Here is a 24,889-nt window from a genome sequence, read left to right as displayed (position 1 = left end):
ATTCTTACAGGTGATCGATTACATGGCGGATGTCGCCGAAGATGCGGTCGAGTTCCCCAAAGCCATCTATATGATAATGGATGCCTTCCTTCCCATACCACTTTATGAGAGGGGAGGTCTGGCTATGGTAGACATTCAGACGCTTCTTGATGGTCTCCTCGTTGTCGTCGGTTCGGCCACTCTGCTGCCCACGGAGCACCAGACGCTTCATCAGCTCTTCCTCGGGGACATCAAGCTCAATCATGGCTGCCACCTTGTGCCCACGCTTCGCCAGCATCTTCTTCAATGCCTCGGCCTGGGGAATCGTGCGGGGAAAGCCGTCGAAGATGACGCCCTCGTGCTCCTTGCCGAAACCGTCGTAGACGCTGGCAAGGATGTCAATCATCAACTCATCGGGAATGAGCTGTCCCTGGTCGATATATCCCTTGGCCGTCTTGCCAAGTTCCGTCCCGTTCTTAATCTCACCGCGCAGCACATCCCCCGTGGAGATATGCCCGAAACCATATTGAGCAATCATCTTATCGCTCTGCGTGCCTTTGCCTGATCCCGGCGCACCGAAAATAACTATATTCTTCATCATCTTATTCTATGATTCTGTAAATATCTCTTAAATTGCGCCCCTGCTGATCATAGTCGAGCCCATAGCCCACGATGAAGTCGTTGGGAATCTCCATGGCGGCATACTCTATATCCAACGACACCTGAAGCTTGTCGGGCTTGACGAGCAGCGAGCATATGTGCAGCGAGGCCGGCTCACGCGTGCCCAGAGTCTCCAACATGCGTTTCATGGTCAGACCGGTATCCACAATATCCTCTACAATCACCACATGACGGCCATGAAGCTCCTCGGTAACACCGAAAACCTCCTTTACCTCTCCCGTAGAAGCCGTTCCCTGATAGGAGGCGAGCTTCACAAACGAGATTTCGGAGGGAATCGTGATGTAGCGCATCAGGTCGGCTGCAAACACAAAAGAGCCGTTCAGCACGGCAAGGAACAAAGGGTTCTTTCCATCCATATCCCTGTTCAGTTTCTCCGCAACGGCCTTGACGCGCTGCTGAATCTCACTTTCAGGGATAAAAGTCTTAAAGGTTTTGTCCTTAATTTTAACAATGCTCATAAGGCAATTTTAAATATATTTGTTGCAAAATTACAAAAAATATGCCAAACATGCATGATTGTTTAGTATTAATTTCGTATTTTTGCAGAGACATGAAGATTTTCACAGGTGCTCAAATACGCGAGCAGGACAAATATACGATGGAGCATGAGCCGATCCGGGGGATTGACTTAATGGAGCGTGCGGCAAAAGCCATCACCTTTGCCATCTGCTCTGAATGGACCAGACAGACACCTGTCATCGTTTTTGCCGGTCCGGGAAACAATGGCGGCGACGCCCTTGCCGTTGCACGCCAGATGGCGGAACAGGGATACAAAGTCTGCGTCTATCTCTTCAATATCCACGATCGCCTCTCCGAAGACTGTGAAATCAATCGGCAAAGACTTATAGACAACAAGAAGATCAGCGTCTTCAAGGAAATCAAGGTAGACTTCGACCCTCCGAAACTCGATGCGAGCACACTCGTTGTCGACGGCCTTTCCGGCTCTGGACTGAACAAGCCGCTGGCCGGTGGGTTTGCCTCTCTGGTAAAATACATCAACCAGAGTCCCTCAAAAGTCGTAAGCATCGACCTCCCGTCAGGGCTGATGACCGAGGACAACACCTACAACATCCGAGCAAACATCATCCGGGCCGACCTCACCCTGACGCTCCAACAGAAGAAGCTGGCCATGCTCCTGGCTGACAACCAGGCCTACATCGGCAAGGTAAAAGTGCTTGATATCCGACTTTCGGAAGATTTTACAAAAAAAACCGATGCCCCTTATTACATTCAGGAGGAAGACGATATCCGCCCAATGCTAATGCCCCGCGACGACTTTGCCCACAAGGGAACAATGGGCAGTGCTCTCATCATTGCCGGCAGCTATGGCATGTCGGGAGCCTCGGTGCTGGCCACGCGCGCCTGCCTGCGCTCCGGGGCGGGCAAGGCGACAGTGCACACGCCCAAGAAAAACTACGGCATCATGCAGATCACCGTTCCGGAGGCGGTGATGCAGATGGACCGAGAGGAGACTTACTTCTCCGAACCTGTAGATACCGACGACTTCGACGCCCTTGCCATAGGGCCCGGACTCGGTCATCACGAAAACACCGCCATCGCCATGATTGCCCAGCTGCGACGCACGCAATGCCCGATCGTTGCCGATGCCGACGCGCTGAATATCCTCTCCAACCATCGTGCGTGGATGCAGCAGTTGCCCAAGGGCATCATATTGACGCCGCATCCCAAGGAGTTAGACCGCCTCTCCGGCAACACCAGCAACGGATGCTACGAACGGCTGATGAAAGCCCGCGACCTGGCAGAGCACCTCCAGGGATACATCATCTTGAAGGGACACTTCTCGGCCTTATGCCTGCCCGATGGAAAAATCATCTTCAACCCGACGGGCAACTCCGGCATGGCAACGGCGGGGAGCGGAGATGTGCTCACGGGCATCATCTGCGGGCTGCTCGCCCGTGGCCATAAACAGAAGGAGGCGTGCCAGCTGGGCATGTACCTGCACGGTATGGCCGGCGACCTGGCAATCAAGGAGACGGGAAAGGAAAGCCTCATTGCAAGCGACCTTATCGACTATCTGCCACAAGCCTTCAAGCGACTGAACGACTAAACAATAAGACAGAAAATGAAAAAGATATTCCTCACCCTTACGGGACTATGCTTCCTCTTAAACATACAGGCGCAGCAGCCTGTAGCAGGCACCACCTATTACCTTCCGAAGACCGTCCTGAGGTTCTCGTTCCTAATAGAAAAGACCACCTACACGCCCGGCCAGTTCGCCGCTTACTCCGGCAAATACCTCAAGAAAATGGATGTGCGGCTGGAGCCTTCCACCACCTATCGCATCGCGGCCATCCGCATGACCCCCACGGCCATGCCGGATTCTGCCAAGCAATATACCTTGACACTTGACAAGAAACTCAGCATCACGGAGATTGACAGAGACCCCAGCGGCATCCTGCTGGCCATCAACGCAAAGGGGAAAAGCATCGTGGAACCGGAAGCCTTCAGGCCCGTTCCCCAGAAGCCGTTGCCCAATCCGCGCAACTACATGAACGAGGACATCCTCACGGCGGGAAGTACGGCCAAGATGGCAGAACTCTGCGCGCAGGACATCTACGAGATTCGCGACAGCCGCGCGCAGCTTTCCCGAGGACAGGCAGACTTCATGCCCAAGGACGGAACACAGCTCAAGATCATGATGGACAACCTCGACACACAGGAGGCAGCCCTCCTGCAGACATTCGAGGGCACCACACACAAGGACACGACGGAAACAATCCTCACCTTCATTCCCACCCAAAGCGTGGAGAGACAGCTCTTCTTCCGATTCTCGAAATGGACCGGCATCACCGATCCCGACGATCTGGGCGGCTCTCCCTATTATATCAGTATCACCGACGAGCAGAACATACCCGAGAACGCTCCTGCCGCAGGCGATGAGAAGAAGAGCAAGGACGACTTCGGACTGAATGTGAACATTCCCGACAAGATCAAGGTTACGCTCTATAAATATGAGCAGCCGTTGAAGACCTATGAGCTCTGGGCCGGACAGTTCGGCAAGACCGAAAGTCTGAGCAGCGAACTCTTTGGAAAGAAGACGACGACCCGCTTGCTCCTGAACCCGCTTACGGGTAGCATTGAGAAAATAGAAAGCGAGATGCTGAAATAAGCACCAACACCTGTCAGGACAAAGTTTCATGCCCCGCATGCTCATGGAAAAGCATGCGGGGCATGAACTTATCGCGACGACCTGAGGACGAGCCTCTCTCCGGAAAACAAAAAGACGGCGCGGGCGCATTGACCGGAAGTCCGTCCCTCCATGACCTTCTAAGCCGGCAATGGGATTTCACAACCCGATTACCAATAAGTGGTAACAATCAGGCAAGCCTTTTTACCGACAGCTCCCCCTGACCTCCCGACATGCGGCAATCCGAAAACAGGCAACAAGAAAGGCGGAATTCCGTCTCGCGACAGATTCCGCCTTTCCTCAATTCAATTTGTGGTTTGCTTAACCGTGATGGTCTGATTAGTCCAGGTTAGCCAACTTATTGTCGCTCCCGAGCACATCGGTAATCTTGTGCTTGTAGAGGTCGATCATGTAGTTACGAGCCACCTTGCCATACTGGCGTGGGTCGAAGTAGTCCGGATGCTCAGCCAAAGTCTCACGAACACCCGCCGTGTAAGCCAGGCGAGAGTCTGAGTCGATGTTAATCTTGCAGACAGCACTCTTGGAAGCCTCACGAAGCTGCTCTTCCGGAATGCCCACCGCGTTAGGCAGGTTGCCGCCGTACTTGTTAATGATGTCCACATACTCCTGTGGAACGGACGAGGAACCGTGGAGCACAATGGGGAATCCGGGAAGTTTCTTCTCGATCTCGTGGAGCACATCGAATGCCAATGGAGGAGGAACCAGGCGCCCCGTCTTCGGATCACGGGTGCACTGCTCCGGGGTAAACTTGTATGCGCCGTGAGAGGTACCGATAGAGATAGCGAGCGAATCGCAGCCCGTACGGGTAGCGAAATCAATCACTTCCTCCGGCTTCGTATAGTGAGACTCCTCAGCGACGACCTCGTCCTCAACACCGGCAAGCACGCCGAGTTCGGCCTCAACGGTTACATCGTGCTGGTGGGCATACTCTACCACCTGCTTGGTCAGGGCAATATTCTCCTCGTAAGGAAGAGAAGAACCGTCGATCATAACAGAAGAGAAGCCCATGTCTACGCAACTCTTACAGAGCTCGAAGCTGTCTCCATGGTCAAGATGGAGGACGATCTCGGGATGATGGCATCCCAATTCCTTCGCATATTCCACAGCGCCTTCAGCCAGATAACGGAGAAGCGTAGCGTTTGCATAGTTACGCGCGCCCTTTGAAACCTGAAGAATGACCGGCGACTTCAATTGAGAAGAAGCTGTAATGATGGCCTGGAGCTGCTCCAGGTTATTGAAATTGAATGCCGGGATGGCATAACCACCGTCTACGGCTCTTTTGAACATCTCGCGTGTATTTACGAGACCTAATTCTTTGTAACTAACTGCCATAATTCTATAAATAATTTATTATTGAAACTATCTTTTCTTACCTGATGCAAAATTACGACTTTTATTTCGTTTTTCAAAGCCCATACGGGTTTAATAATGTTGCAAACAAGTTAAAAAGTTTTATATTCCTTGAATATCACGAAATATCTTCATTTTTGCAAAATATAGTTTGCAATCCTGCCCCCCACTATCTTTCTCTTGTCATTCTCACGGCATAAGCCATCACGACGAGAAACCCCAGCAGCGGAACCAGGAAAGGAAGCAGCAGACTGCCACTATCGGCCATCCACCCCATCAGGAGGAATCCACATCCCCCCACCGGCGTCATCATCAGCAGGGAAGCCGCGCTCTTGGTGAGGTTTCCAAGTCCCTTGAGGGCAAGAGAGAAGATGGTGGGGAACATGATGGCCTCGAAGAGATAGACGGCAATCAGCGCCATCATGGAAACTCGCCCCAAATCGGAAAGCACGAGGCATGTGCAGATCACCGTACCCGTGGCACACAGGAGGAGCATTCGCTCCGGCCGGATCGTCTTCATGATCCAACTGCCGAAAAACCTTCCTATCATAAAGAAGGCCAAGGCACATGTGAGGACGACGGAAGCAAGATTGTCGTCCATCCAACCCATCCCTGTTACGAAGTTGATAAAATAGCTGTTGACGGAAATTTCGGCCACCTCATAAGACAGCAGGGCGGCCAGCCCGAAGACGAAGAGCGGCCGACGAAAGAGTTCCGAGAGATTCCGAAGCCCCCCAGCAGGGGCCTCGCCCTCGTCGTGCACGATTTCCGGTAGTTCCATCCGTGAGAAAACAAGGGCGATCAGAAGGACTATCACGCCCAGAACGGTATATGGCAGCGCCACATTGCCGGCCTCGCCGTCGCCCCGGAAGAAGAATTGCCCCACCACGAAGGTGGCAAACAGGCATCCAAGCCCGTTGAACGACTGCGAAAGATTGAGGCGACTCGTGGCGGTGGACTTCGGTCCCAGTTCCGTAACATACGGGTTGGCCGCCGTCTCAAGGAATACGAGGCCGCAGCCGATCACGAACAGCGCAAAGAGAAAAACCCGGAAACTACCCATCCACGCACCGGGGATAAACAGCAGGGAACCAACCGCAAACAACAGCAGTCCCAACACCACACCTCGCCTATAACCCTTCCTGTTAATGAAAAGTCCGGCCGGTATCGCCATCAGGAAATACCCCAGGAAAGTGGTTACCTGAATCAACGACGACTGAGTGATGGAAATTTCCATCTCATTCTGCAGATGCTTATTGAGCACATCGAGGATGGCACGGGCAAATCCCCAAAGGAAAAAGAGTGCCGTAATCAGCAGGAAAGGCAGCAGGAAACGCCTTTCCGTAAGTCTATTCGGTTTTTTCTGCATCCGTAAGAGCTAAAAAGAACATGGGGACACTTGTCGCAATGCCCCCACAAAAACTGTTTGTTTCCATTTATTTCACTGCCTTGGCCGGATCAACAAGCTTCCAGATATAAGCAGCGAGGGCACCACCTACCAACGGGCCTACGATGAATATCCAGAGATGAGAGAGCGCCGTACCCCCCTGAAAGAGAGCCGGACCGATGGAGCGAGCCGGGTTAACGGATGTTCCCGTGTAGCGAATGCAGCAAAGGTGGACGAGCACCAATGACAGGCCAATGGCCAGACCGGCGAAATTATTGGTTGCGCCGTTGGTCTTGGCAGTAGCTCCAAGCACTACGAGAACGAATACGCAGGTGAAGAAAATCTCCGCCAAGAGGCCGCCGAGAACGCTGATGGTCTGAGCGTCGTTGATGGCCTGCAGGTCGTTAGCACCCGTACCGACAAGCCCAGCACTGGAAGTGATGAGATAGAGAACGGCTGCGCCGATGATACCACCTATAACTTGGAAGACCATGTAGTTGCCGGCTTCTTTCCAGCTCATGCGGCCGCTCAGCGCAACGCCCAGCGTGATGGCGGGGTTGATGTGGCATCCGCTGATGCCGCCAATCGTATAGGCCATAGCCACTACTGCCAGACCGAAGGCGAGGGCTGTGCCGATCACAGTCTCGGGATCCGCATTGTTACACCTCAGAGATACGGCTGCGCCGCATCCCATCAATACCAGCACCATCGTGCCGACCATTTCAGCTAAATACTTTTTCATTTTTTCCTATATTAAAGTAACATAATTTCTGCTTTCCCGGCATGGTTTCGTGCCCAGCATGTCAAGTATATAACGCACTCGCAAAACTTTTATTGCGCTCAAAATCTATACTTGCCTTGACCATTGCAAATATAGTTAAAAAAAGAATAGGCGGCAACATTTCTGACAAAAAAAATTAAACTCCCTGACCATTGATGGCATTCCATACAAACAGGGGCAGCCTGCAAGCTGATGAAAAGTATCGCCTTGCAAAACCGGAAGCTATCACCCGGCGGACAAAATCGGCGAAATCGTGGGACGAAATCGGCGAAATCGTCAGACAAAATCGGCGAGATTGTCAACCTCCCGACTGCCAGGAAGAAAACGCAAGGCCCCTTCCGGCAACCTACGGGAGGGCACTCTCTTCGAGCATCTGCCGCAACAGGTAGGTGGCATTCTGGTTCCGGGCCACTCCGGGAGCAATCTTATAAGAATAGGTAACCGACTCGTCGAGCCCGATCTCGAAGCAGTAGTTATGGAAGCGCGCGCTTTCCATCTTCGACAGTTCCAGGTCGTGCGTGGCAATGATGCCGGAAACATGCCTGCGGGAGATATGTTCCAGAAAGAGACGCGACCCGTTGAGCTTGTCCAGAGAGTTGGTTCCCCTGAGGATTTCATCGAGTATCACGAGCGTGGCTCCCGTTGGCGGAAGGCTTTCTATCAGCTGCCTGAGCCGCAACAGCTCGGCATTGAAATAACTGATGCCGTGCGCAAGATCGTCGGTGGTGCGCATGCTGCTGAAAAGGCGATAGCGCGACACCTTGAGAGCGTCGGCAAACACCGGCATTCCATTCCGTGCCAGCACATAGTTGACGCCGACGGCACGCAGGAAAGTGCTCTTTCCCGCCATGTTGGCTCCCGTGATCATGTAATAATGGTTGTCGCTTATCGTGAAATCGTTACTGACTGCCCTCTCGCCCAAGAACGGGTGGCGGAGTCCGTGAGCCTCATAGACCAACTCGTCGGAATCCAGCACCTCGGCATAGGAAGTGCGCGGATGGTTGTAGCGGAAAGTGGCCATAGACACCAGAGCGTCCATCTCGCTCATGGCGTCTACCCATTCTCCCATATGCCCTACATACGCACGCTGCCACCTGACGCACTTTCGGACGAGGAAAATATCACTCAGGAACAGGGCGTCCAGCAAGAAGAGCCCCAGCACATTGCCTCTGCGGTCGAGCATTCTAACGATCTTGTCGAGCCCGGAAAACGAATCCAGGGCCTCATCCAACTGCCGGAACAGCGGCCGGCAGCCGGCAGGAACCCCGGCAAGGGTCCTGGTATGGCGCATCAGGAGCAACAGCCGCGAGACGGAACGCTTCAGGACATCGGCAGACGAACTGACACTCTTCAGGTATTTAGACGAAAGAAAGAAAACAAGCAGGAACTGCACCGACCCCCATAGGAACGGAACACCCGCCTCGACAACGCCGAAAACCGACAAGGCCATCACTCCCCAAAAGGCAAGGAGGAGAATCCATGCCGACAGAAAAACAGGCTTAGAACCTAAAACGGGTGGTATGCCTACTCCCTGCATGCCGCGCACCGACTCCAGGATTGCGCCCGTGTCGATTCGTCCTTGCTGGCCCAAAGAGATGAACCGTGCCCTCCACGCTTCTTCTTTGCTGAGAGTCTCTATGGCTTCTGCCTGATAGCGTATGCGGGCAAACGACAAATAGTCTGCCAGCCGATCGCTTCCGCTGGTGGTAACACAGCGGCTCATACGGTTGAAGAGCGCGTCCTTGCCGAATATATCCAGGTCGTAGGTGAACGGATGACGGCTGTCGACATACCTTTCTCCCGCGTCGAAACACCCGAAGTGTCCCTGCCCTGCCTCCAACTCATCCAGATAGACCTGACGCAGATCGGTCAAGGAGATGATGTCGGAATTGTTGCGAACATCCATATAGCGGACGAGGAAATAAAGGAGAAGCGACAAAAGCGACAAGACAAGGGGCAATTCGCCAAGATCCACGATGGTATAAAGCGCGAGGAACGCGATAAACGCAAGGAACAGAAGCAGCTCACCCGTCAACAACCCTCTACTCCTGCGACGCAAAGACGCAATCTCAAGAGCCAGACGCCCTGCCTGTGCCGTATAATAAACATTGTCTGCCATATCGTCAATCTCGTTTCGGGATAATCCCATCCGCAGCCTCTCCTCCCATGCCGCATGGCCGGAAAGAGGCTCCGAGGACTTCACATTGAGCCACAAAGGTAAGCCATTTATTCGGATTTCCTCATATCAGATTTCACAAAAAAGCATAAAAAAAGGACTCCGCTGAGTCCCAATCTTTGTTAACCTTAAATCTAATACCATGAAAAACACGATGCAAAGATATACATTATTTATACAGAAGCATCGTGTTTTGCGGTTTTTCCCCTCATTCTGGCCGATTTCTTGATTTAAATCAAGACGACTCCTTCTTGCTTTTTGCCGTCCATCAAGATCTTGAGAGGTTTCTCAAAGCGCACAGAACGCACATAACGAGTCTCCTCAACGGCAGGCATCGCATCGAGGATATCCTTGCGGAAGAGTCCGTTGCCGGCATTCGTGTCTACCGTGAAGTAGCCCACCCCGAAACTGGTGAGGTTCTGAAAGAAGTGGGTTCCCTGGCTCGGGTCCACGCGATAGTTCTTCAAAGCCACCTCGACGATGACGCGCGCGGCACTGATATTCGGCCACCTTACGGGTATCCCGAGCCAATAATCGCTGGAACCCCACCTGCCCGGGCCCGCAAGCAGATAGTTCTTGCCCATACCAAGGAACTTCTGGTTAACGCGCTCGATATCCAATGCGATGGCAGGATTGTTCGCCGCGGAGAACCCGTCGTCAGCCTTCACATAAACCACATCCACAATGTCTTCCGAGACTCCATGTCCCAGAGAGTGATGCGAACGGATCAGGCATTCCTCGTCGGGAATCTTCGCTACATCTTCTTCCAGCATCTGCTTGCTGTCGACGATGGGGCGAATCTGCAAAAGATAGAACTCCCCCGTCCTGTCAGCATTCAGGTTACACGCAAACTCTATCTCCACGGGGCGCCTCATTTCCTCCAAGCCATACTTCATCGCCGTCTGCATGATTTCCGGCAGCGGGAACACGCCTTGCTGCAGAACGCCCGCGAAACTGATAATTTTCCTTCCCCCCTCATAAAGCCCCGGCCGAATGACCTGGTCGTAAGGGTCATAAGTTGATGCGATATAGTTCAGCGAGTGGTCTTTCTCCGCATCCCTGACTTTCAGCTTGAGAATATTGAAGCCCTCATCAACCTTGAAATCCTCGCCGACACACCCCATGTCAAGGGCATAAAACTGCGTCTGGGTCTCCCGAAGGGCCGTTTCCATTTCGCTGGTCTGGAGCACTTGATGGGGATGATAGGGAGAAACGCGGAGGGTCTGACCGCCATCCACGATATATTTGCCCAGCCCCAAGGCCAGCGAGGCAATGCCGTCTTCGGCCTTTTCGTCGCCTATCGGATAATAGTTGAGCGAACGGAGCACGCCACTGATGTTGGGATAGAAGCAATTACCATAACGCTTTCCGACGACTTCCTGCAGAATCACGGCCATTTTCTCCTGATCGATGACATTGCTTGTCGCCGCCATATAGACCTTGGAATCTTTGTAATACACGGAGGCATACACACTCTTGATGGCGCAGGCCATCATGTGGAGCATCTCCTCACGGTCTTCCAGATAGGGAATCATATAGGTGGCATAGATGCCGGCAAAAGGCTGATAATGGGCATCCTCAAGCAGCGAGGAAGAACGGATGGCAATAGGACTCTGCGTAGCCTCAATGAACGCGTAGAAGTCTTCTTTGAAATCATCGGGCAACTGAGCCTTCAGGAAGGCCTGTAGAATGTCCTCATTGCTTGCGTCGCTCAAGGCTATTGGATAGAGATTGTTGTTCTCCATAAACTGGTCGAAGACATCTGTACACAAGACAACGGTCCGCGGGATCTGCACTGACGCCCCTTTAAACCGGTTGAAGTCTGGATGGCGCTTGATGATGTTGTCCAGATAGGCAAGTCCACGCCCCTTGCCACCCATCGATCCCTCGCCAATCCGGGCAAAATGACTGAACTTATCGAACTTCGTTCGGTCGAAAACAGCTACCACACCCAAGTTTTTCATCTGCCGATATTGTACGATGGCGTCGTAAATAATCTGCCGATGCAGGTTCACATCCTGCAGTTTGTGCCAGGTAACATCCTTCAGAAAGGCACTCACGGGAAAGATTGCGCGGGCAGAAAGCCAGCGCGACATGTGATTGCGGGAGATATGATAGAGCATGGAATCATTAGGAATGGAGAAGATATTGTCTTGTAACTCCTTCAGATTATGCACCCGCATGATTTCCTCCTTTGTCTTGGGGTCGCGGAAAATGAAGTCGCCGAACCCCATATGCTCCTCCAAGAGATGGCGCAAGTCAAGACTGATCTTCTTGGAATTCTTATCCACAAAGTGGAAACCCTGTGTCTCGGCCTTCTCACGATTGGCTGATTCGGAACTCTCTATGATAAGAGGTACATACTCATTATGCTTCCGGATGGCCTGCAGGAGCTTCAATCCCGCCTCGGAGTCCTTCTTTCCCTGGATAGGGAAACGAACATCGCTGATGACTCCAAGCACATTTCCAGAATATCTCTGATAGATATTCCAGGCCTCCTCGTAGGTCCTGGCCAGTACAACCTTTGGTCTTCCCCGCATACGGAGGGTGGCCGCATGGGGATTCAGAGCCTCCGTCGAGAAGTGCTGGCTTTGCAACAAGATATAGCTGTAGAGGTTGGGGAGAATGCTGCTATAGAACCTGATGCTGTCTTCCACCAGCAAAATCATCTGTACGCCGGCCTCTTCGATATCGTGCTCGAGGTTCATCTTGTCCTCCATCAGTTTGATGATGGACAGGATAAGATTGGTGTTTCCCAGCCAACAGAACACATAGTCGAAGATGCTCATGTCCTCATTCTCGATGCGCTTCGTGATTCCGTGGGAGAACGGAGTCAGCACAATGCAGTGGATTCCGGGAAATTTATCTTTGATGGAACGGGCCACCGCGAAGGCGTCATTGTCCGCATTGCCCGGCATGCAGATAACAAGGTCGATATTCGTAGTGGCAAGAATCTGCTCGGCTTCCGGTATCGTGCTCACCTGGGTGAAAGTAGGCGGATAGCGAAGACCCAATTCCATGTATTCATTATATATCTTCTCCTCTATGCGTCCGTCGTCTTCGAGCATGAATTCATCATAGGGATTGGCGACTATGAGCACATTATAAATGCGCCGCATCATCAGATTTACGAAGTTTACATCCTTCAAATAGAATTTACTCCACTGCCGTGGCAACTGACTTCCCATATTCTCCAATTTATTGCAAAGATACATTAAATTCATGATAAAAAGCCTCCGAATGTGAGATTTCCATCCTCTTTTGTTGCAGAATCCAAACTTTTTTTCTTAATTTGCAATCAAGAAGCCTACATAAGAAATGTGTTTGGCAAAGCCTATTTTTTACAAGATGCAAGCAAAAAGCAAAAAATAATCTGTTTTTATTTGGTAGTTACACCGGAAAAACTTATATTTGCCTTGTCTTAAATGACATATTGAAACCAATAACTAATATTGTTAATAAGATATTACTATGGAAGTTAGCAAAATTATGCAGGAGCTGGAGCGCAAGCATCCAGGTGAGTCTGAGTTTCTTCAGGCAGTGAAAGAAGTTTTAATCTCTATCAAAGATGTCTATGATCAGCATCCCGAGTTCGAGAAGGCAAAGATCGTTGAGCGCATCGTAGAGCCCGAGCGTGTCCACATGTTCCGTGTTCCTTGGGTCGACGATCAGGGAAATGTACAGGTAAACATCGGTTATCGCGTACAGTTCAACGGCGCAATCGGCCCTTATAAGGGAGGTCTGCGCTTCCATCCGTCAGTCAATCTAAGTATCATGAAGTTCCTCGGCTTTGAGCAGACTTTCAAGAATGCACTCACCACGCTGCCGATGGGTGGCGCCAAGGGCGGTTCCGACTTTGCCCCCCGCGGAAAGAGCGACGGCGAGATCATGCGTTTCTGCCAGGCATTCATGGATGAGCTCTATCGATATATAGGACCGGACGAGGATGTCCCTGCCGGTGATATCGGCGTCGGAGGCCGCGAAATAGGCTACCTCTTTGGAGAATACAAGAAGCTCACTCATCGCTACGAGGGCGTGCTCACGGGTAAAGGCATGGAATGGGGAGGCTCTATTCTCCGTCCGGAGGCAACCGGCTTCGGCGCTCTCTACTTCGTTCACCACATGATGGAGAGCCACGGGCTCGACCTCAAGGGCAAGACTGTGGTCGTTTCGGGCTTCGGCAATGTTGCATGGGGAGCCGTCAAGAAGGCCAACCAACTGGGAGCGAAGGTCATCACGATCAGTGGTCCTGACGGTTACATCTATGATCCGGAAGGCATCTGTGGGGAGAAGAACGAATACATGCTCGAGCTTCGTTCAAGCGGCAATGACATCTGTGCTCCATATGCAGAGAAATTTGCGGGGTCCAAGTTCGTTGCCGGCAAGAGGCCCTGGGAGGTCAAGGCAGATGTCTATCTGACCTGTGCCACCCAGAACGAGCTGAACGGCGAGGATGCCGACATGATTCTCGCCTACAAGCCTTTATGTGTGGCCGAAGTCAGCAATATGGGCTGTACGGCCGAGGCTGTTGACAAGTTCGTGGAAGCCAAGCAACTATTCGCCCCGGGCAAGGCTGTCAATGCCGGCGGCGTCGCAACCTCAGGCCTGGAGATGACGCAGAACTCAATCCGCCTGCACTGGAGCAAGGAGGAAGTGGACGAGAAGCTCCACTACATCATGAGCTCCATCCACGAGCAGTGCACCAAGTATGGCACGGAAGCCGACGGCTATGTGAACTATGTCAAGGGAGCAAACATCGCCGGTTTCATGAAAGTAGCCAAGGCCATGCTCGACCAGGGCGTCGTATAATCCAAGTCCTTTCCCCGTGTCTTCTTTAGGAAGACATGGGGGCGGACCCATTATATATGACATATCGAAGAAGCGTTTTAATTACATGGATCACGATTTTAGGCTTTACCCCACTGCCCGCACAAACGCAGAGGGGTAAGGCCACTTATTATTCCCGCCGTGCGACAGGTGCCCGTACGGCAAGCGGAGAAAGGCTTCACCACGACAGCCTCACCTGCGCGCACCGCACCTATCCCTTCGGGACCTTGCTCAAGGTTACCAATCCAAGCAACGGAAAAGAAGTCATCGTCAGGGTTACCGACCGCGGACCATTTGTCCGAGGGAGAATCATAGACCTCTCCTGGGGAGCGGCCAAGCAGCTGGGCATTTTAGCACAGGGCGTTGCAACCGTAAAGGTAGAATTATATAAAGAGGTCCGGGGCATTCCTTACCGACCGGAAGAGACCCTTCATCTGCCCGAAATGGACTTTGAGATCACCGAAGCCGGCTATAGCCTCGTTGACAACTGGACGAAGGCGGATCTGCAGGAGGCCACAGGCACGAAAAATCCATCTCCCAAAAAGGTCGTGAAGAAGTCGCCCGGCACCCGTCAGGCACCCGCTGCCAAGTCCCAGCCTAACGCCTCTAAGCCGCAGTCCGGCCCCCAACACAAAAAGGAGAAGGAAAGCAACATCTGGTCGGATATCTTCGAGAAACTGCGACACAGGGGAAACGATGTCGTGAAATAACCGGCTCCCGCAAGCACTAAAGCAAAAGCGCAACCTCATAGAGATTGCGCTTTCCGTTTTATTTCTTGTCTTGATTCGCCACGGGAATTCGTTGCGGCCACAGGTGGGTGGCATAGGTAAAGCCGTAGAGGTCGTAGAGGTCGAGCATGCGCGACTGCCTTTTCTTCCATGCCTCGAAGTCTCTCTTCCCGTTCGTCCACTGCACCTCACTCAACGCTCCCATTCTTGGGAGCACCTGATATTCAACCAGCGACGGATAAGCGATATACTCCGTCCAGAGGTTTCCCTGTACCCCGATGATATGGGCGGCAACTTCAGGGGTAGCGCCCGCGGGAACCGGCTCCAGGGAATAGGTCTTCTCTATCGGCAGATTGCCACCGATCAGCAGCGGCTCGTTCCACCGCTCCTTGTCGTTATGCGTCTGATAATAGTCAAAATAGCAATAGGTGGTCGGCGACATGATGACATCGTGGCCCAACTTGGCTGCCTTAGCGCCAGGCTCCGTATCGCGCCAGCTCATGATCGTGGCGCTCTGGTTGATGTCTCCATCCAGAATCTCATCCCATCCGATGATGCTGCGCCCCTTGCTGTTGACAAACTTCTCGATGCGATTGGTAAAGTACCCCTGCAGCTTCCCGGCGCTCAGGCCTTCCCTTTCCATGAGTTTCTTACACTTAGGGCACTCCTTCCAACGGGTCTGGGGAGTCTCGTCGCCGCCCAGATGGATATATTTCGACGGGAAGATATCCATGATTTCCGAGAGTACATCCTTGCAGAACTCATAGGTCTTCTCATTCCCCAGGCAGAGCACATCGTCCATGACCCCCCAATGGCGGCACACCTCGTAAGGACCGCCCGTGCATCCCATATCGGGAATGGCTGTCAGCGCGGCAACCATGTGCCCGGGCATGTCGATCTCCGGAATAACGGTAATGTAGCGGTCGGCAGCATACTTGACGATTTCGCGCGCTTCCGCCTGCGTATAGTAACCACCGTAAGGAGTTCCGTCATACACCTTCGCGTTATGCCCGAGCACCGTACTCGTGCGCACGGAACCTTTCTCCGTGAGCTCCGGATATTTCTTTATCTCGATTCGCCAGCCCTGGTCTTCGGTGAGGTGCCAGTGGAAGACATTCATGTTGTGCATAGCGATGAGGTCAATGAACTGCTTCACGGACTTCACGGGGAAGAAATGGCGGGCGCAGTCGAGCATCATCCCACGATAGTCGAAGCGCGGCTCATCCTTGATGACAACAGCCGGAAGGGTAACCGCAGCTATCTCCTTGCCCACGGGAATCGACTTGCGAAGCGTCTGCACGCCATAGAAAACGCCGGCGGCAGTACTTCCCTCGATGCTCACGCCTTTCTTGTTCACCGTGAGCACATATCCCTCCTTGTTCTGAACCTTAGGGTTGAGCTTCAGGATAATGCCACTCTTCAGCTTTTCCGTTGTTACCGAAAGCCGCAACGAGGTAAGGTCGGCGATGTAGTCGCGCAGGAACTGAGCATCCTTCTTCAGCAATTCATTGCCCTCGGGATAAGCGATCCGGGTATTCTCCGTAATGACGAACTCTCCGCCCTTCGAGAAACTAATCTCCCGAGGCAACGGAACTACATTGTAATCAGCCGTCTGATTCTCATTGACAGCCGAATGCCCTCCCAGCGAAATGACGGTGGAAATAATCACGAGCAAAAACTTTTTCTTCATATTATTAAGCTTTTAGTTATATCTTGCCACAAAGATAAGTAAAAAATATGAAATCTGAACTTTCTTTCCCGCAAACTGTTTGTTTTTTTATCAAGAAACTCATCAGCCATCCACTGACGAAGATGGCAGCAGAAAGGACGAGGTATCTGGCCACAATATAAGAGGCCTTTTGGAATGGAAAGTCAGGGCACGGAGGCTTTCCGGCTGCCCGCGAAAGCCTTGTCGAGGTATCCGATATAGCCGGCGCCGCTCGCATGGGTGGCGAGAAGATAGTCCCCACAAAAGTAAAACAGGCTGTTTTAGTGAGTAAAACAGGCTGTTTCAGTCACTAAAATAGGCTGTTTTACTATATCACCGACGGCTTAAAGGGAGGCGAGAGACTACTTCACGCTTCCCGACTCGATAAGATACTCGGCTATCTGGACGGCATTCAAGGCCGCCCCCTTGCGAATCTGGTCGCCCGTGAGCCAAAGGGTGAGGCCGTTGTCGTCGGCCAGATCCTTGCGCACACGCCCCACATAGACATCGTCCTTGCCGGCCGATTCGAGCGGCATGGGATAGACATAGTCCTGCGGATCATCCTCCAACCGGATGCCCGGGGCTGCCTTCAAGGCCTCGCGCACCTGCTCGACGGTGAGCGGCCGCTCGGTCTCAAGCCATACGGCCTCCGAGTGGGAGCGCAGGGAAGACACGCGCACACAGGTGGCGCTGACGCGCACCTCCGAGTGCATGATCTTGCGCGTCTCGCTAAACATCTTCATCTCCTCCTTCGTATAGTCGTTCGGCGTCATCCTGTCTATCTGCGGAATCACATTGTAGGCCAACTGATGGGGAAACTTCTCGACAGTCTTTACCTCGCCCGTCTCCACAAGCTCGCGATACTGCTGCTCCAGTTCCTTCATCGCGGCGGCACCCGCGCCACTGGCACTCTGATAAGACGCTACATGCACCCGGCGTATATGGCTCAACTGCTCGATGGGATTCAGCACGACGACCATCATAATCGTGGTGCAGTTAGGATTGGCGATGATGCCTCGGGGGCGCACAAGGGCGTCCGCGGCATTCACTTCGGGCACCACGAGAGGCACATCCCCGTCCATGCGGAAGGCACTCGAGTTGTCGATCATCACGGTTCCATGCCGGGTAATGGTCTCGGCAAACTCCTGAGAAGTGCCCGCGCCGGCAGAGGTGAAAGCTATGCCGATATCCTTGAAATCGTCGTTGTGCCGCAAAAGCTTCACCTCATACTCCTTGCCGAGATAGGTGTATCTGCGGCCCGCACTGCGCTCTGAGCCGAACAAAACCAAGTCATCCATGGGAAATTCGCGCTCCGCGAGAATGCGCAGGAATTCCTGACCAACGGCACCACTGGCACCAACGATTGCAACTTTCATATCCTTTTAAAAAACAATAAACGATTCTTATGCTTGCAAAAGTACAATTTTTCGGTCGAAATATACCTTCTTTGGCATTTTTTTTGCTAATTTTGCAGGCAAATACAAAGTACTCGTCCATGTCCAGCCTGCCGCAATACTTCCCCATCACCGATCCCACCCTGGGATTCCTCGTGGTGCTGCTGATCATCCTCTTTGCCCCTATCATCATGGGCAAACTGCGCATTCCGCACATCATCGGAATGGTAATTGCCGGCGTGCTCATCAGCCAATACGGGCTGAATATACTGGAACGGGACGCCTCGTTCGAGCTCTTCGGCAAGGTGGGCCTCTACTACATCATGTTCCTGGCCGCCCTGGAGATGGACATGGAGGGACTGAAGAAGAACAAATACAGAATGCTCACCTTCGGCCTGCTCACCTCGCTGATCCCCTTTGCCATCACCTATTTCACGGGGAAGGACATGCTCGGATACTCCGTTACGGCCTCGCTCCTGCTGGGGTGCATCATGGCTTCCAACACGCTCGTGGCCTACCCCATCGTGGGGAAATATGGCCTGCAGCGAAAGCCCAGCGTCATCGTGAGCGTAGGCTCCACCATGATAGCGCTCTTTCTGGCACTCGTGATGCTGGCCATCATCGTGGCCTCCAATCAGGGCAACAGCAGCTGGGGCTTCTGGATCTGGTTTGCGGTGAAATTCGTGGCCTTCTGTGTCGTCCTCATCTTTTTCATCCCAAGGCTCGCGCGATGGTTCCTGCGCCGGTACAGCGATGCCGTCATGCAGTTCATCTTCGTCCTCGTGATGCTGTTCATGAGTGCCTCGCTATCGGAGGCCATTGGCCTTGAGGGCATCTTCGGCGCATTTCTCGCAGGCCTGATACTGAACCGATACATTCCCCACCTGTCTCCCCTGATGAACCGCATCGAGTTTATCGGCAACGCCATCTTCATTCCCTACTTCCTGATCGGCGTGGGCATGCTCATCAATGTGCGGCTGCTCTTCCAGGGCGGGGGCATCATCTGGGTCGTATTCTGCTTCGTGCTATTCGGCACGCTGGGCAAAGCTCTGGCAGCCTATGTGGCCTCTCTCCTGCTGAAAATGCCCCTCTCGTCGGGGCACATGATGTTTGGCCTCACCTCGGCTCATGCCGCGGGCGCCATCGCCATGGTAATGGTGGGGCTGCGACTGAAAAATGCCGACGGGCAACCGGTCGTGGATGATGTGATGCTGAACGGCATCGTCATCATGATTCTGTTCACCTGCATCATCTCCTCGCTCGTTACGGAGTATGCCGCCCAGCGCATCATCCTCCGCGACAAGGAAGTGGCAAGCGACGAATTACCCGAAAAAGACGACGAGAGAATGCTTGTGCCGGTGAAGTATCCGGAATATGCGGAACAGCTCGTAAACCTTGCCATCCTGATGAGAAACCCCAAGCTGAACCGTGCTCTCATAGGGCTGAATGTGGTCTACGACGACGAAAACATGAAGGCGAACCAGGAACGGGGGCGCGAACTGCTGGATAAAGTTACCAAATATGCCGCTGCCACCGACATTCCCATGAATACGCAGGTGCGCGTAGCGGCAAACATCGCCAACGGAATCAAGCATGCCTTCAAGGAGTTTCAGGCCTCCGAGGTGGTCATTGGGCTGCACATGCACTTCAATGTGAGCACCAAATTCTGGGGACAATTCCACCAGAGCCTGTTCAACGGACTGAACCAACAGATCATCATGGCCCGTCTGATGCAGCCCCTCAATACGCTCCGCAGAATCCAGGTAGCCGTTCCCTCAAGGGCTCAATACGAGCCGGGGTTCTATCGCTGGCTGGAACGGCTCTCGCGAATAGCCGAGAGCCTGGAATGCCGCATCACCTTCAATGGGCGAGACGACACGCTCGCGCTCATCAAGGAATACATCCAGAACCGGCATGCCGACATCCGCGCGGGCTATCAGGAGATGGAACACTGGAACTCGATGCCACAGTTGGCCAAGGCCATCGCCGACGACCATCTCTTCGTCGTGGTAACAGCCCGGAAAGGAACGGTATCCTTCAAGAACGCCCTGGAACGCCTCCCGGAAGAAATCACCAAGTATTTTAGCGGCAAGAACCTGATGATTATCTTCCCCGACCAGTTTGGCAGCACCATGGACGAGATGACATTTGCCCAACCGCAGCATACCGAGGAACTCAGTGCCTATGACATGCTCAACGGATGGCTGCACAAGAAAATACACCCATAAACGAAAAAAGATATGATAGAGATAAAAGGTATCACCAAGAGCTTCGGCTCACTGCAGGTGCTAAAAGGCATCGACCTGCATATCGACAAAGGCAAGATCGTGAGCATCGTGGGACCATCGGGAGCGGGAAAGACCACACTCCTGCAGATTATCGGTACGCTCGACAAGCCCGACAACGGACAGATCCTTGTAGACGGAGTTGATGTGGGGAAACTCTCCGCTAACAAATTGAGCGACTTCCGCAACCGGCACATCGGATTCGTGTTTCAGTTTCACCAGCTACTTCCTGAGTTTACCGCACTCGAAAACATCATGATTCCGGCCTTCATTGCCGGACATTCGCGCTCAGAAGCCAAAAGCCGGGCTATGGAACTGCTCGAGTTTATGGGGCTGACCGACCGTGCCACGCACAAGCCTAACGAGCTCTCGGGAGGCGAAAAGCAGCGCGTGGCAGTGGCAAGAGCTTTGGTCAACAACCCCGCGGTAGTCCTGGCAGACGAGCCAAGCGGCTCACTGGACTCAAAAAACAAGGCAGAACTGCACCAACTGTTCTTCGATTTGAGAGACAGATTCGGACAGACCTTCGTCATCGTAACGCATGACGAAGAGCTTGCTGCCATCACCGACAATACCATTCACCTGAAAGACGGGCTAATCGTGATACCCGAAGAGGCCACGGAAACCCCAAAACAAGAGACCCATGAATAGAATCAAATTAGGCGACTATAACACGCTTGAGATTGTAAAAGCAGTAGACTTCGGACTTTATCTCGACGGCGGCAGCGAGGGGGAGATTCTTCTGCCCAGGCGATATGTGCCGGAAAACTACCGGATAGGGGACGAAATCGAGGTATTCGTCTATCTTGACCAAGACGAAAGACCGGTTGCCACAACCGAGAAGCCCCTTGCCAGGGTGGGCGACTTCGCCTGTCTGGAATGCGTATGGGTGAATGAATACGGAGCTTTCCTGAACTGGGGGCTGATGAAAGATGTATTCTGCCCCTTCCATGAGCAAAAGAGGCGCATGGAGATAGGAAGCTCCTACATCGTCTACATATACATCGACGAGGAGAGCTACCGCATCGTTGCCTCGGCAAAAATAGAGAAATACCTGTCGGAGGACTATCCTCCCTATGCCACGGGAGACGAAGTCTCCCTGCTCATATGGCAGAAGACGGAGCTGGGATTCAAGGCAATTATAGACAACAGCTATCCCGGGCTGATATACGAGAACCAGATCTTCAAGCCTGTGCATACGGGCGACCGCATGAAAGGCTATATCAGCAGCGTCAGACCGGACGGAAAGATCGATCTGTCGCTGCAGGCTACCGGACGCAGACAGACCCTCGACTTCTCTGAAACGCTTCTCGACTATCTCCATGAGCATGGGGGAAAGTGTGATTTGGGCGACAAGAGCGACGCTGAGGAAATCAAACGCCGCTTCCAGGTAAGCAAGAAAACATACAAGAAGGCCATCGGCGACCTTTACAAGCGACACCTTATTATTATATTAGGAGAAGAAGGAATCAAACTGGCAGAATGAGATTTAAGAGTTTACTGATTTGGCTGTTCGCCGCATTGGCGGTTACCGTAAGCGCACGGAACAAGGAACAACAGCCTCCCGCCGTACTGATCAAGGCACTCGACATGCTTCAGAACCCAGGTGGCGCAAGCCTGAACTACAAGATTGATGTGGCATTATTCCACTGGCAGGGATATGTCATCTTCAAGGGAAACAAATTCCAGCGGAGGAGCAAGCGAACCATCGACTGGTTTGACGGCAACACCTATTGGACGATGAACAGGCAGACCCAAGTGGTGAAGATATCAAACCCAAAGCGCAACAGGCATAAGGACGAGGATGAAAACGCGTCGCTGACGGAGCAAATCAATAAGGTCAAGGACAACTGCCTATACTCCATGGTCAGCGACGGGGATGACTGGAAGATCACGGTAAGGGCTCTGGACAAGGACGCAAAGATAAAGCATGCGGAGATATGGATAGACAAAGCAACCAACAAGCCGACCCGTCTGCGCGTAAAGCTCGGCCTTATATGGGCCAATATCTGGCTTTGGAATGTTACGCCAGCCAATTATTCGGATGTCAACTTCAGCTTCTATCCCTCGAAATATCCGAATGCGAGGATCATAGACAAACGCGAAAAGAATTCTAAATAGAAGGCCCGGCTTGTCATTTAGATTCAAGACAACCCGTTGAGAAGACAATTATCGGCAGGGATAATACATTATTTCCTCAACTCGATGTCATTGTTGCCTACATCTTCAGCACCTCTGCGCCCACGGAATCGTTTTCCGAAATTCCAAGTGAGACTTAGTTCTATGCCATTCATATACATTCTCCGCCAAGAACGCAGCCGCATCTCACGGAACTTGCTGGTGCCATGGGTGCGGTTCAAAAAGAGCAATGGGTTATGGAAGTTTACGCCGACCTCGAGCTTGTCATCAAAGAACGCCTTCGTGACGCTCCCCGTCAAGAGCGGCCTCTGATAGTTTATGGTATTGAAGGAATAGGTCTGCGGACGATAGGAACACAAGAGAGAGTATTGCCACTGCAGGGTAGTGAGGTAGCTGAAGCTTAGGTTTGTCGACCATCCGAATCCTTTTTCAGGAACCATCAGCACAGCATCGGTAAAGTTCCTTGCCACATCGTAATTTGTATACAGCCCCGCCAAGGTAAAAGAGAGATTAAGCCTTCCCTTGCACAGACGCTGTGTCCAGTTGGCAGAGAATGAAGCCTCGTCCTTGCTTCCGATGTTCTCATAGGTGTAAGTATTGTAGTCTTGAGGATCAAAATATGCCGGATTGATGATACCCTTCTGGCGATTATAGCTTGCGGCAATCGTAAGATAGGCCGACTTTATCTGCTTGCGGTAAGACAGTTCGAAGGCATCATTGTGCTGTGAGGCAAGATTCGGGTTGCCTACCCATAGCTGGAACTCACTTACCCGCAAGGTGTCGGAGTTCATGTAGTCGATACTTGGGCGGACGACATTACGCTGGTAATTTGCCGAAATGCTGCCGGCTTTTCCCATATTATAGTTCAGCCTTACCGACGGAAGGAACTCATAGGAGCGCTTATGGTTCAGATTGTCGGTTTCACCCTTGAGTATCAAGAGCATGGAAAGCTTCTTGCTGAAGTCGTGAGACAGGGAGGCGTGCAGCTGCTGAATGCTATAGTTGGTTTCTTCTGCGGCATATGAATCATTCTTACGCCACACGCTTTTCAGTCCGATGCGCACATTGTCGTCCCAAAGCCAGCCTATCTTGTTGTTTTCAGAGACCAGTTCGGCGGTGAATTCGTCCATGGCTGACCGGTAAAAGTCATCGTATCCCGTAATATATCGGGTCGTATATCTATATTTATGATAATTTCCTTTCAACAACAGGATATTCTTTTCCCCAATCTTGAGAAACCCATTCAGCAACGCGAGGTAGTGCTCGATGTTCTCTTTTGCGCTCGTGTTAGTCCGTTCACCTTCAAAACCCCGAGTATCATGGGTGATGTCGCTGGAATACTTATCGTGTGAGAGCTTGGCCGTAATGGAAGCATTGGAATTCGGATAATAGCCCACCTTCAGAGCCGGGGAAAACTGCGTAACATCAAAACGACGGTCTTCATACAGCGACTCGATTCTGTGGGTGGCTGGATATTGCCTCTCCACTCCGTTCTCCATACGCTGCTTGTTGGTAACATAGTTCATCCTTGCACCCAGATCCCACTTCTTGTTCTGAAACATAAAGGAGTCGAAGTTTCCGAAAAAAGGATGAAGCAGGTTGGTCCATACCTGTGCCGTCCCGTAGATTCGCGGCCGTTCGTGCCTTCTGCGAATGATGTTTATTTCGCCCGAAGACCCTGCCGTGTCATCAGAACTGATGTTGTGTACCTCGACCTGCTTGATGTCCGTGGCCTTAAGCATCTTCAAATCTTCAGCAGATGCCGCAACCCCGTCGATTTTCAGTCGTGCATTGTTCGCCTTCCCCAGTATCTTGTATGTATCATTTTCGGCTACCACCCCGGGAAGGAAGCGCAAAGCCTCGTTGGCCTTGGCGTTTTTCAGCAACCCACGGGTATCTATCGAGTAGATAGTTTTCTCTGCATCGCCTTTTAGCATAGGCCTGAAAGCTTTGACTTCCACATCTTCCAGGCCTATGACCTTATCTTTCAGGGCAATCTTGACATCGCCCCCTGCAGAGTCTATGAGCGTGTCAACATCCTCGTAGAACTTATTTCCGACATGAATATTGATGCTTGCACAGTTTGCGCTATTGAGCTTTACGGTTCCGTCTTCTTTCGTTTTCAGCTTGAAATCCTTGCCACACGCATTTACCGAGACAACGATTCCCTTCACAGGTTTTCCTTGCGAGTCTACTATCTGAATGGATTTGATGTCGTCTTGCGCATTTCCCGCAATGCCCGTAAAGCAAAGAATCAACAATATGACAAGCCTATCCATAATCGA

At 52.3% G+C, this 24,889-nt stretch carries 18 protein-coding genes; 8 read left to right on the top strand and 10 right to left on the bottom strand.

The window, feature by feature from the left end; all coding sequences use genetic code 11:
• Positions 1-4 precede the first annotated feature (4 nt).
• Positions 5-577, bottom strand: coding sequence for an adenylate kinase (locus C7120_RS06245; protein ID WP_107621413.1), 573 nt, complete (start codon positions 575-577; stop codon positions 5-7).
• A gap of 4 nt (positions 578-581) precedes the next feature.
• On the bottom strand, positions 582-1,118 hold the full coding sequence (hpt, locus tag C7120_RS06240; protein WP_107620807.1) for a hypoxanthine phosphoribosyltransferase: 537 nt from the start codon (positions 1,116-1,118) through the stop codon (positions 582-584).
• Between the two features lie 92 nt (positions 1,119-1,210).
• Here hpt and C7120_RS06235 point away from each other — a divergent pair, with 92 nt between their 5' ends.
• The gene (locus C7120_RS06235; protein ID WP_107620806.1) at positions 1,211-2,728 is read left to right on the top strand and encodes an NAD(P)H-hydrate dehydratase; all 1,518 of its coding nucleotides are present in this window, start codon (positions 1,211-1,213) and stop codon (positions 2,726-2,728) included.
• A gap of 15 nt (positions 2,729-2,743) precedes the next feature.
• On the top strand, positions 2,744-3,790 hold the full coding sequence (locus tag C7120_RS06230; protein ID WP_107620805.1) for a DUF4831 family protein: 1,047 nt from the start codon (positions 2,744-2,746) through the stop codon (positions 3,788-3,790).
• 357 nt (positions 3,791-4,147) lie between these two features.
• Here the strand turns inward: C7120_RS06230 and C7120_RS06225 are convergent, their stop codons facing one another.
• From C7120_RS06225 to C7120_RS06205, 5 genes are all read right to left on the bottom strand, one after another.
• The gene (locus C7120_RS06225; protein ID WP_107620804.1) at positions 4,148-5,161 is read right to left on the bottom strand and encodes a class II fructose-bisphosphate aldolase; all 1,014 of its coding nucleotides are present in this window, start codon (positions 5,159-5,161) and stop codon (positions 4,148-4,150) included.
• Between the two features lie 187 nt (positions 5,162-5,348).
• Positions 5,349-6,548 carry a sugar MFS transporter gene (locus tag C7120_RS06220; RefSeq protein ID WP_107620803.1) on the bottom strand — a complete coding sequence of 400 codons (1,200 nt, stop codon included), beginning with the start codon at positions 6,546-6,548 and terminating at the stop codon, positions 5,349-5,351.
• 67 nt (positions 6,549-6,615) lie between these two features.
• Positions 6,616-7,308 carry an MIP family channel protein gene (locus C7120_RS06215; RefSeq protein ID WP_107620802.1) on the bottom strand — a complete coding sequence of 231 codons (693 nt, stop codon included), beginning with the start codon at positions 7,306-7,308 and terminating at the stop codon, positions 6,616-6,618.
• Between the two features lie 385 nt (positions 7,309-7,693).
• On the bottom strand, positions 7,694-9,466 hold the full coding sequence (locus C7120_RS06210) for a DNA mismatch repair protein MutS (RefSeq protein WP_107621412.1): 1,773 nt from the start codon (positions 9,464-9,466) through the stop codon (positions 7,694-7,696).
• A 287-nt stretch (positions 9,467-9,753) separates the two neighbouring features.
• Positions 9,754-12,711: a PEP/pyruvate-binding domain-containing protein gene (locus C7120_RS06205; RefSeq protein ID WP_107620801.1), complete on the bottom strand. Its 2,958-nt coding sequence runs from the start codon at positions 12,709-12,711 to the stop codon at positions 9,754-9,756.
• A 283-nt stretch (positions 12,712-12,994) separates the two neighbouring features.
• Between C7120_RS06205 and gdhA the strand changes: the two genes are divergently transcribed.
• Positions 12,995-14,332: an NADP-specific glutamate dehydrogenase gene (gdhA, locus tag C7120_RS06200; RefSeq protein ID WP_107620800.1), complete on the top strand. Its 1,338-nt coding sequence runs from the start codon at positions 12,995-12,997 to the stop codon at positions 14,330-14,332.
• Between the two features lie 56 nt (positions 14,333-14,388).
• Positions 14,389-15,060 (top strand): septal ring lytic transglycosylase RlpA family protein, encoded by a 672-nt coding sequence (locus C7120_RS06195; RefSeq protein WP_107621411.1) that lies wholly within the window; start codon positions 14,389-14,391, stop codon positions 15,058-15,060.
• Positions 15,061-15,118: 58 nt separating this feature from the next.
• On the opposite strand, the gene C7120_RS06190 is transcribed toward C7120_RS06195, so the two are convergent.
• Together C7120_RS06190 and C7120_RS06180 are read right to left on the bottom strand one after the other, a co-directional pair.
• On the bottom strand, positions 15,119-16,768 hold the full coding sequence (locus tag C7120_RS06190) for a beta-N-acetylhexosaminidase (protein WP_107620799.1): 1,650 nt from the start codon (positions 16,766-16,768) through the stop codon (positions 15,119-15,121).
• 380 nt (positions 16,769-17,148) lie between these two features.
• Complete coding sequence (locus C7120_RS06180; protein ID WP_107620797.1) at positions 17,149-18,162, bottom strand: aspartate-semialdehyde dehydrogenase; 1,014 nt, start codon at positions 18,160-18,162, stop codon at positions 17,149-17,151.
• A 119-nt stretch (positions 18,163-18,281) separates the two neighbouring features.
• Here C7120_RS06180 and C7120_RS06175 point away from each other — a divergent pair, with 119 nt between their 5' ends.
• The 4 genes from C7120_RS06175 to C7120_RS06160 are packed head-to-tail and all read left to right on the top strand — an operon-like array spanning position 18,282 to position 22,586.
• Entirely contained in the window at positions 18,282-20,408 is a 2,127-nt protein-coding gene (locus C7120_RS06175) for a cation:proton antiporter (protein WP_107620796.1), read from the top strand.
• Positions 20,409-20,420: 12 nt separating this feature from the next.
• The gene (locus C7120_RS06170; protein ID WP_107620795.1) at positions 20,421-21,116 is read left to right on the top strand and encodes an ABC transporter ATP-binding protein; all 696 of its coding nucleotides are present in this window, start codon (positions 20,421-20,423) and stop codon (positions 21,114-21,116) included.
• Positions 21,109-21,951, top strand: a complete 843-nt coding sequence (locus C7120_RS06165) for a S1 RNA-binding domain-containing protein (protein ID WP_107620794.1) — start codon at positions 21,109-21,111, stop codon at positions 21,949-21,951. Before C7120_RS06170 ends, C7120_RS06165 begins: the two co-directional genes overlap by 8 nt.
• Positions 21,948-22,586: a LolA-like putative outer membrane lipoprotein chaperone gene (locus C7120_RS06160; RefSeq protein ID WP_107620793.1), complete on the top strand. Its 639-nt coding sequence runs from the start codon at positions 21,948-21,950 to the stop codon at positions 22,584-22,586. The genes C7120_RS06165 and C7120_RS06160 overlap by 4 nt, the downstream gene beginning before the upstream one ends.
• A 68-nt stretch (positions 22,587-22,654) precedes the next feature.
• Here the strand turns inward: C7120_RS06160 and C7120_RS06155 are convergent, their stop codons facing one another.
• Entirely contained in the window at positions 22,655-24,883 is a 2,229-nt protein-coding gene (locus C7120_RS06155) for a TonB-dependent receptor domain-containing protein (RefSeq protein ID WP_107620792.1), read from the bottom strand.
• Positions 24,884-24,889: the final 6 nt, after the last annotated feature.

The organism is Prevotella sp. oral taxon 376 (genome assembly GCF_003043945.1).
In the GTDB taxonomy this organism is placed as follows: Bacteria; Bacteroidota; Bacteroidia; order Bacteroidales; family Bacteroidaceae; genus Prevotella.
This window is presented reverse-complemented; position numbering and strand designations above follow the sequence as displayed.

Bases quoted from the DNA above. Each gene is read 5' to 3' on its own strand.
- C7120_RS06245 (WP_107621413.1), bottom strand. From the start codon at position 577: ATGAAGAATATAGTTATTTTCGGTGCGCCGGGATCAGGCAAAGGCACG.
- C7120_RS06210 (WP_107621412.1), bottom strand. From the start codon at position 9,466: ATGGCAGACAATGTTTATTATACGGCACAGGCAGGGCGTCTGGCTCTT.
- C7120_RS06155 (WP_107620792.1), bottom strand. From the start codon at position 24,883: ATGGATAGGCTTGTCATATTGTTGATTCTTTGCTTTACGGGCATTGCG.
- C7120_RS06170 (WP_107620795.1), top strand. From the start codon at position 20,421: ATGATAGAGATAAAAGGTATCACCAAGAGCTTCGGCTCACTGCAGGTG.
- C7120_RS06165 (WP_107620794.1), top strand. From the start codon at position 21,109: ATGAATAGAATCAAATTAGGCGACTATAACACGCTTGAGATTGTAAAA.
- C7120_RS06205 (WP_107620801.1), bottom strand. From the start codon at position 12,711: ATGGGAAGTCAGTTGCCACGGCAGTGGAGTAAATTCTATTTGAAGGAT.
- hpt (WP_107620807.1), bottom strand. From the start codon at position 1,118: ATGAGCATTGTTAAAATTAAGGACAAAACCTTTAAGACTTTTATCCCT.
- C7120_RS06190 (WP_107620799.1), bottom strand. From the start codon at position 16,768: ATGAAGAAAAAGTTTTTGCTCGTGATTATTTCCACCGTCATTTCGCTG.
- C7120_RS06175 (WP_107620796.1), top strand. From the start codon at position 18,282: ATGTCCAGCCTGCCGCAATACTTCCCCATCACCGATCCCACCCTGGGA.
- C7120_RS06235 (WP_107620806.1), top strand. From the start codon at position 1,211: ATGAAGATTTTCACAGGTGCTCAAATACGCGAGCAGGACAAATATACG.
- C7120_RS06215 (WP_107620802.1), bottom strand. From the start codon at position 7,308: ATGAAAAAGTATTTAGCTGAAATGGTCGGCACGATGGTGCTGGTATTG.
- C7120_RS06220 (WP_107620803.1), bottom strand. From the start codon at position 6,548: ATGCAGAAAAAACCGAATAGACTTACGGAAAGGCGTTTCCTGCTGCCT.
- C7120_RS06160 (WP_107620793.1), top strand. From the start codon at position 21,948: ATGAGATTTAAGAGTTTACTGATTTGGCTGTTCGCCGCATTGGCGGTT.
- C7120_RS06225 (WP_107620804.1), bottom strand. From the start codon at position 5,161: ATGGCAGTTAGTTACAAAGAATTAGGTCTCGTAAATACACGCGAGATG.
- gdhA (WP_107620800.1), top strand. From the start codon at position 12,995: ATGGAAGTTAGCAAAATTATGCAGGAGCTGGAGCGCAAGCATCCAGGT.
- C7120_RS06230 (WP_107620805.1), top strand. From the start codon at position 2,744: ATGAAAAAGATATTCCTCACCCTTACGGGACTATGCTTCCTCTTAAAC.
- C7120_RS06195 (WP_107621411.1), top strand. From the start codon at position 14,389: ATGACATATCGAAGAAGCGTTTTAATTACATGGATCACGATTTTAGGC.
- C7120_RS06180 (WP_107620797.1), bottom strand. From the start codon at position 18,162: ATGAAAGTTGCAATCGTTGGTGCCAGTGGTGCCGTTGGTCAGGAATTC.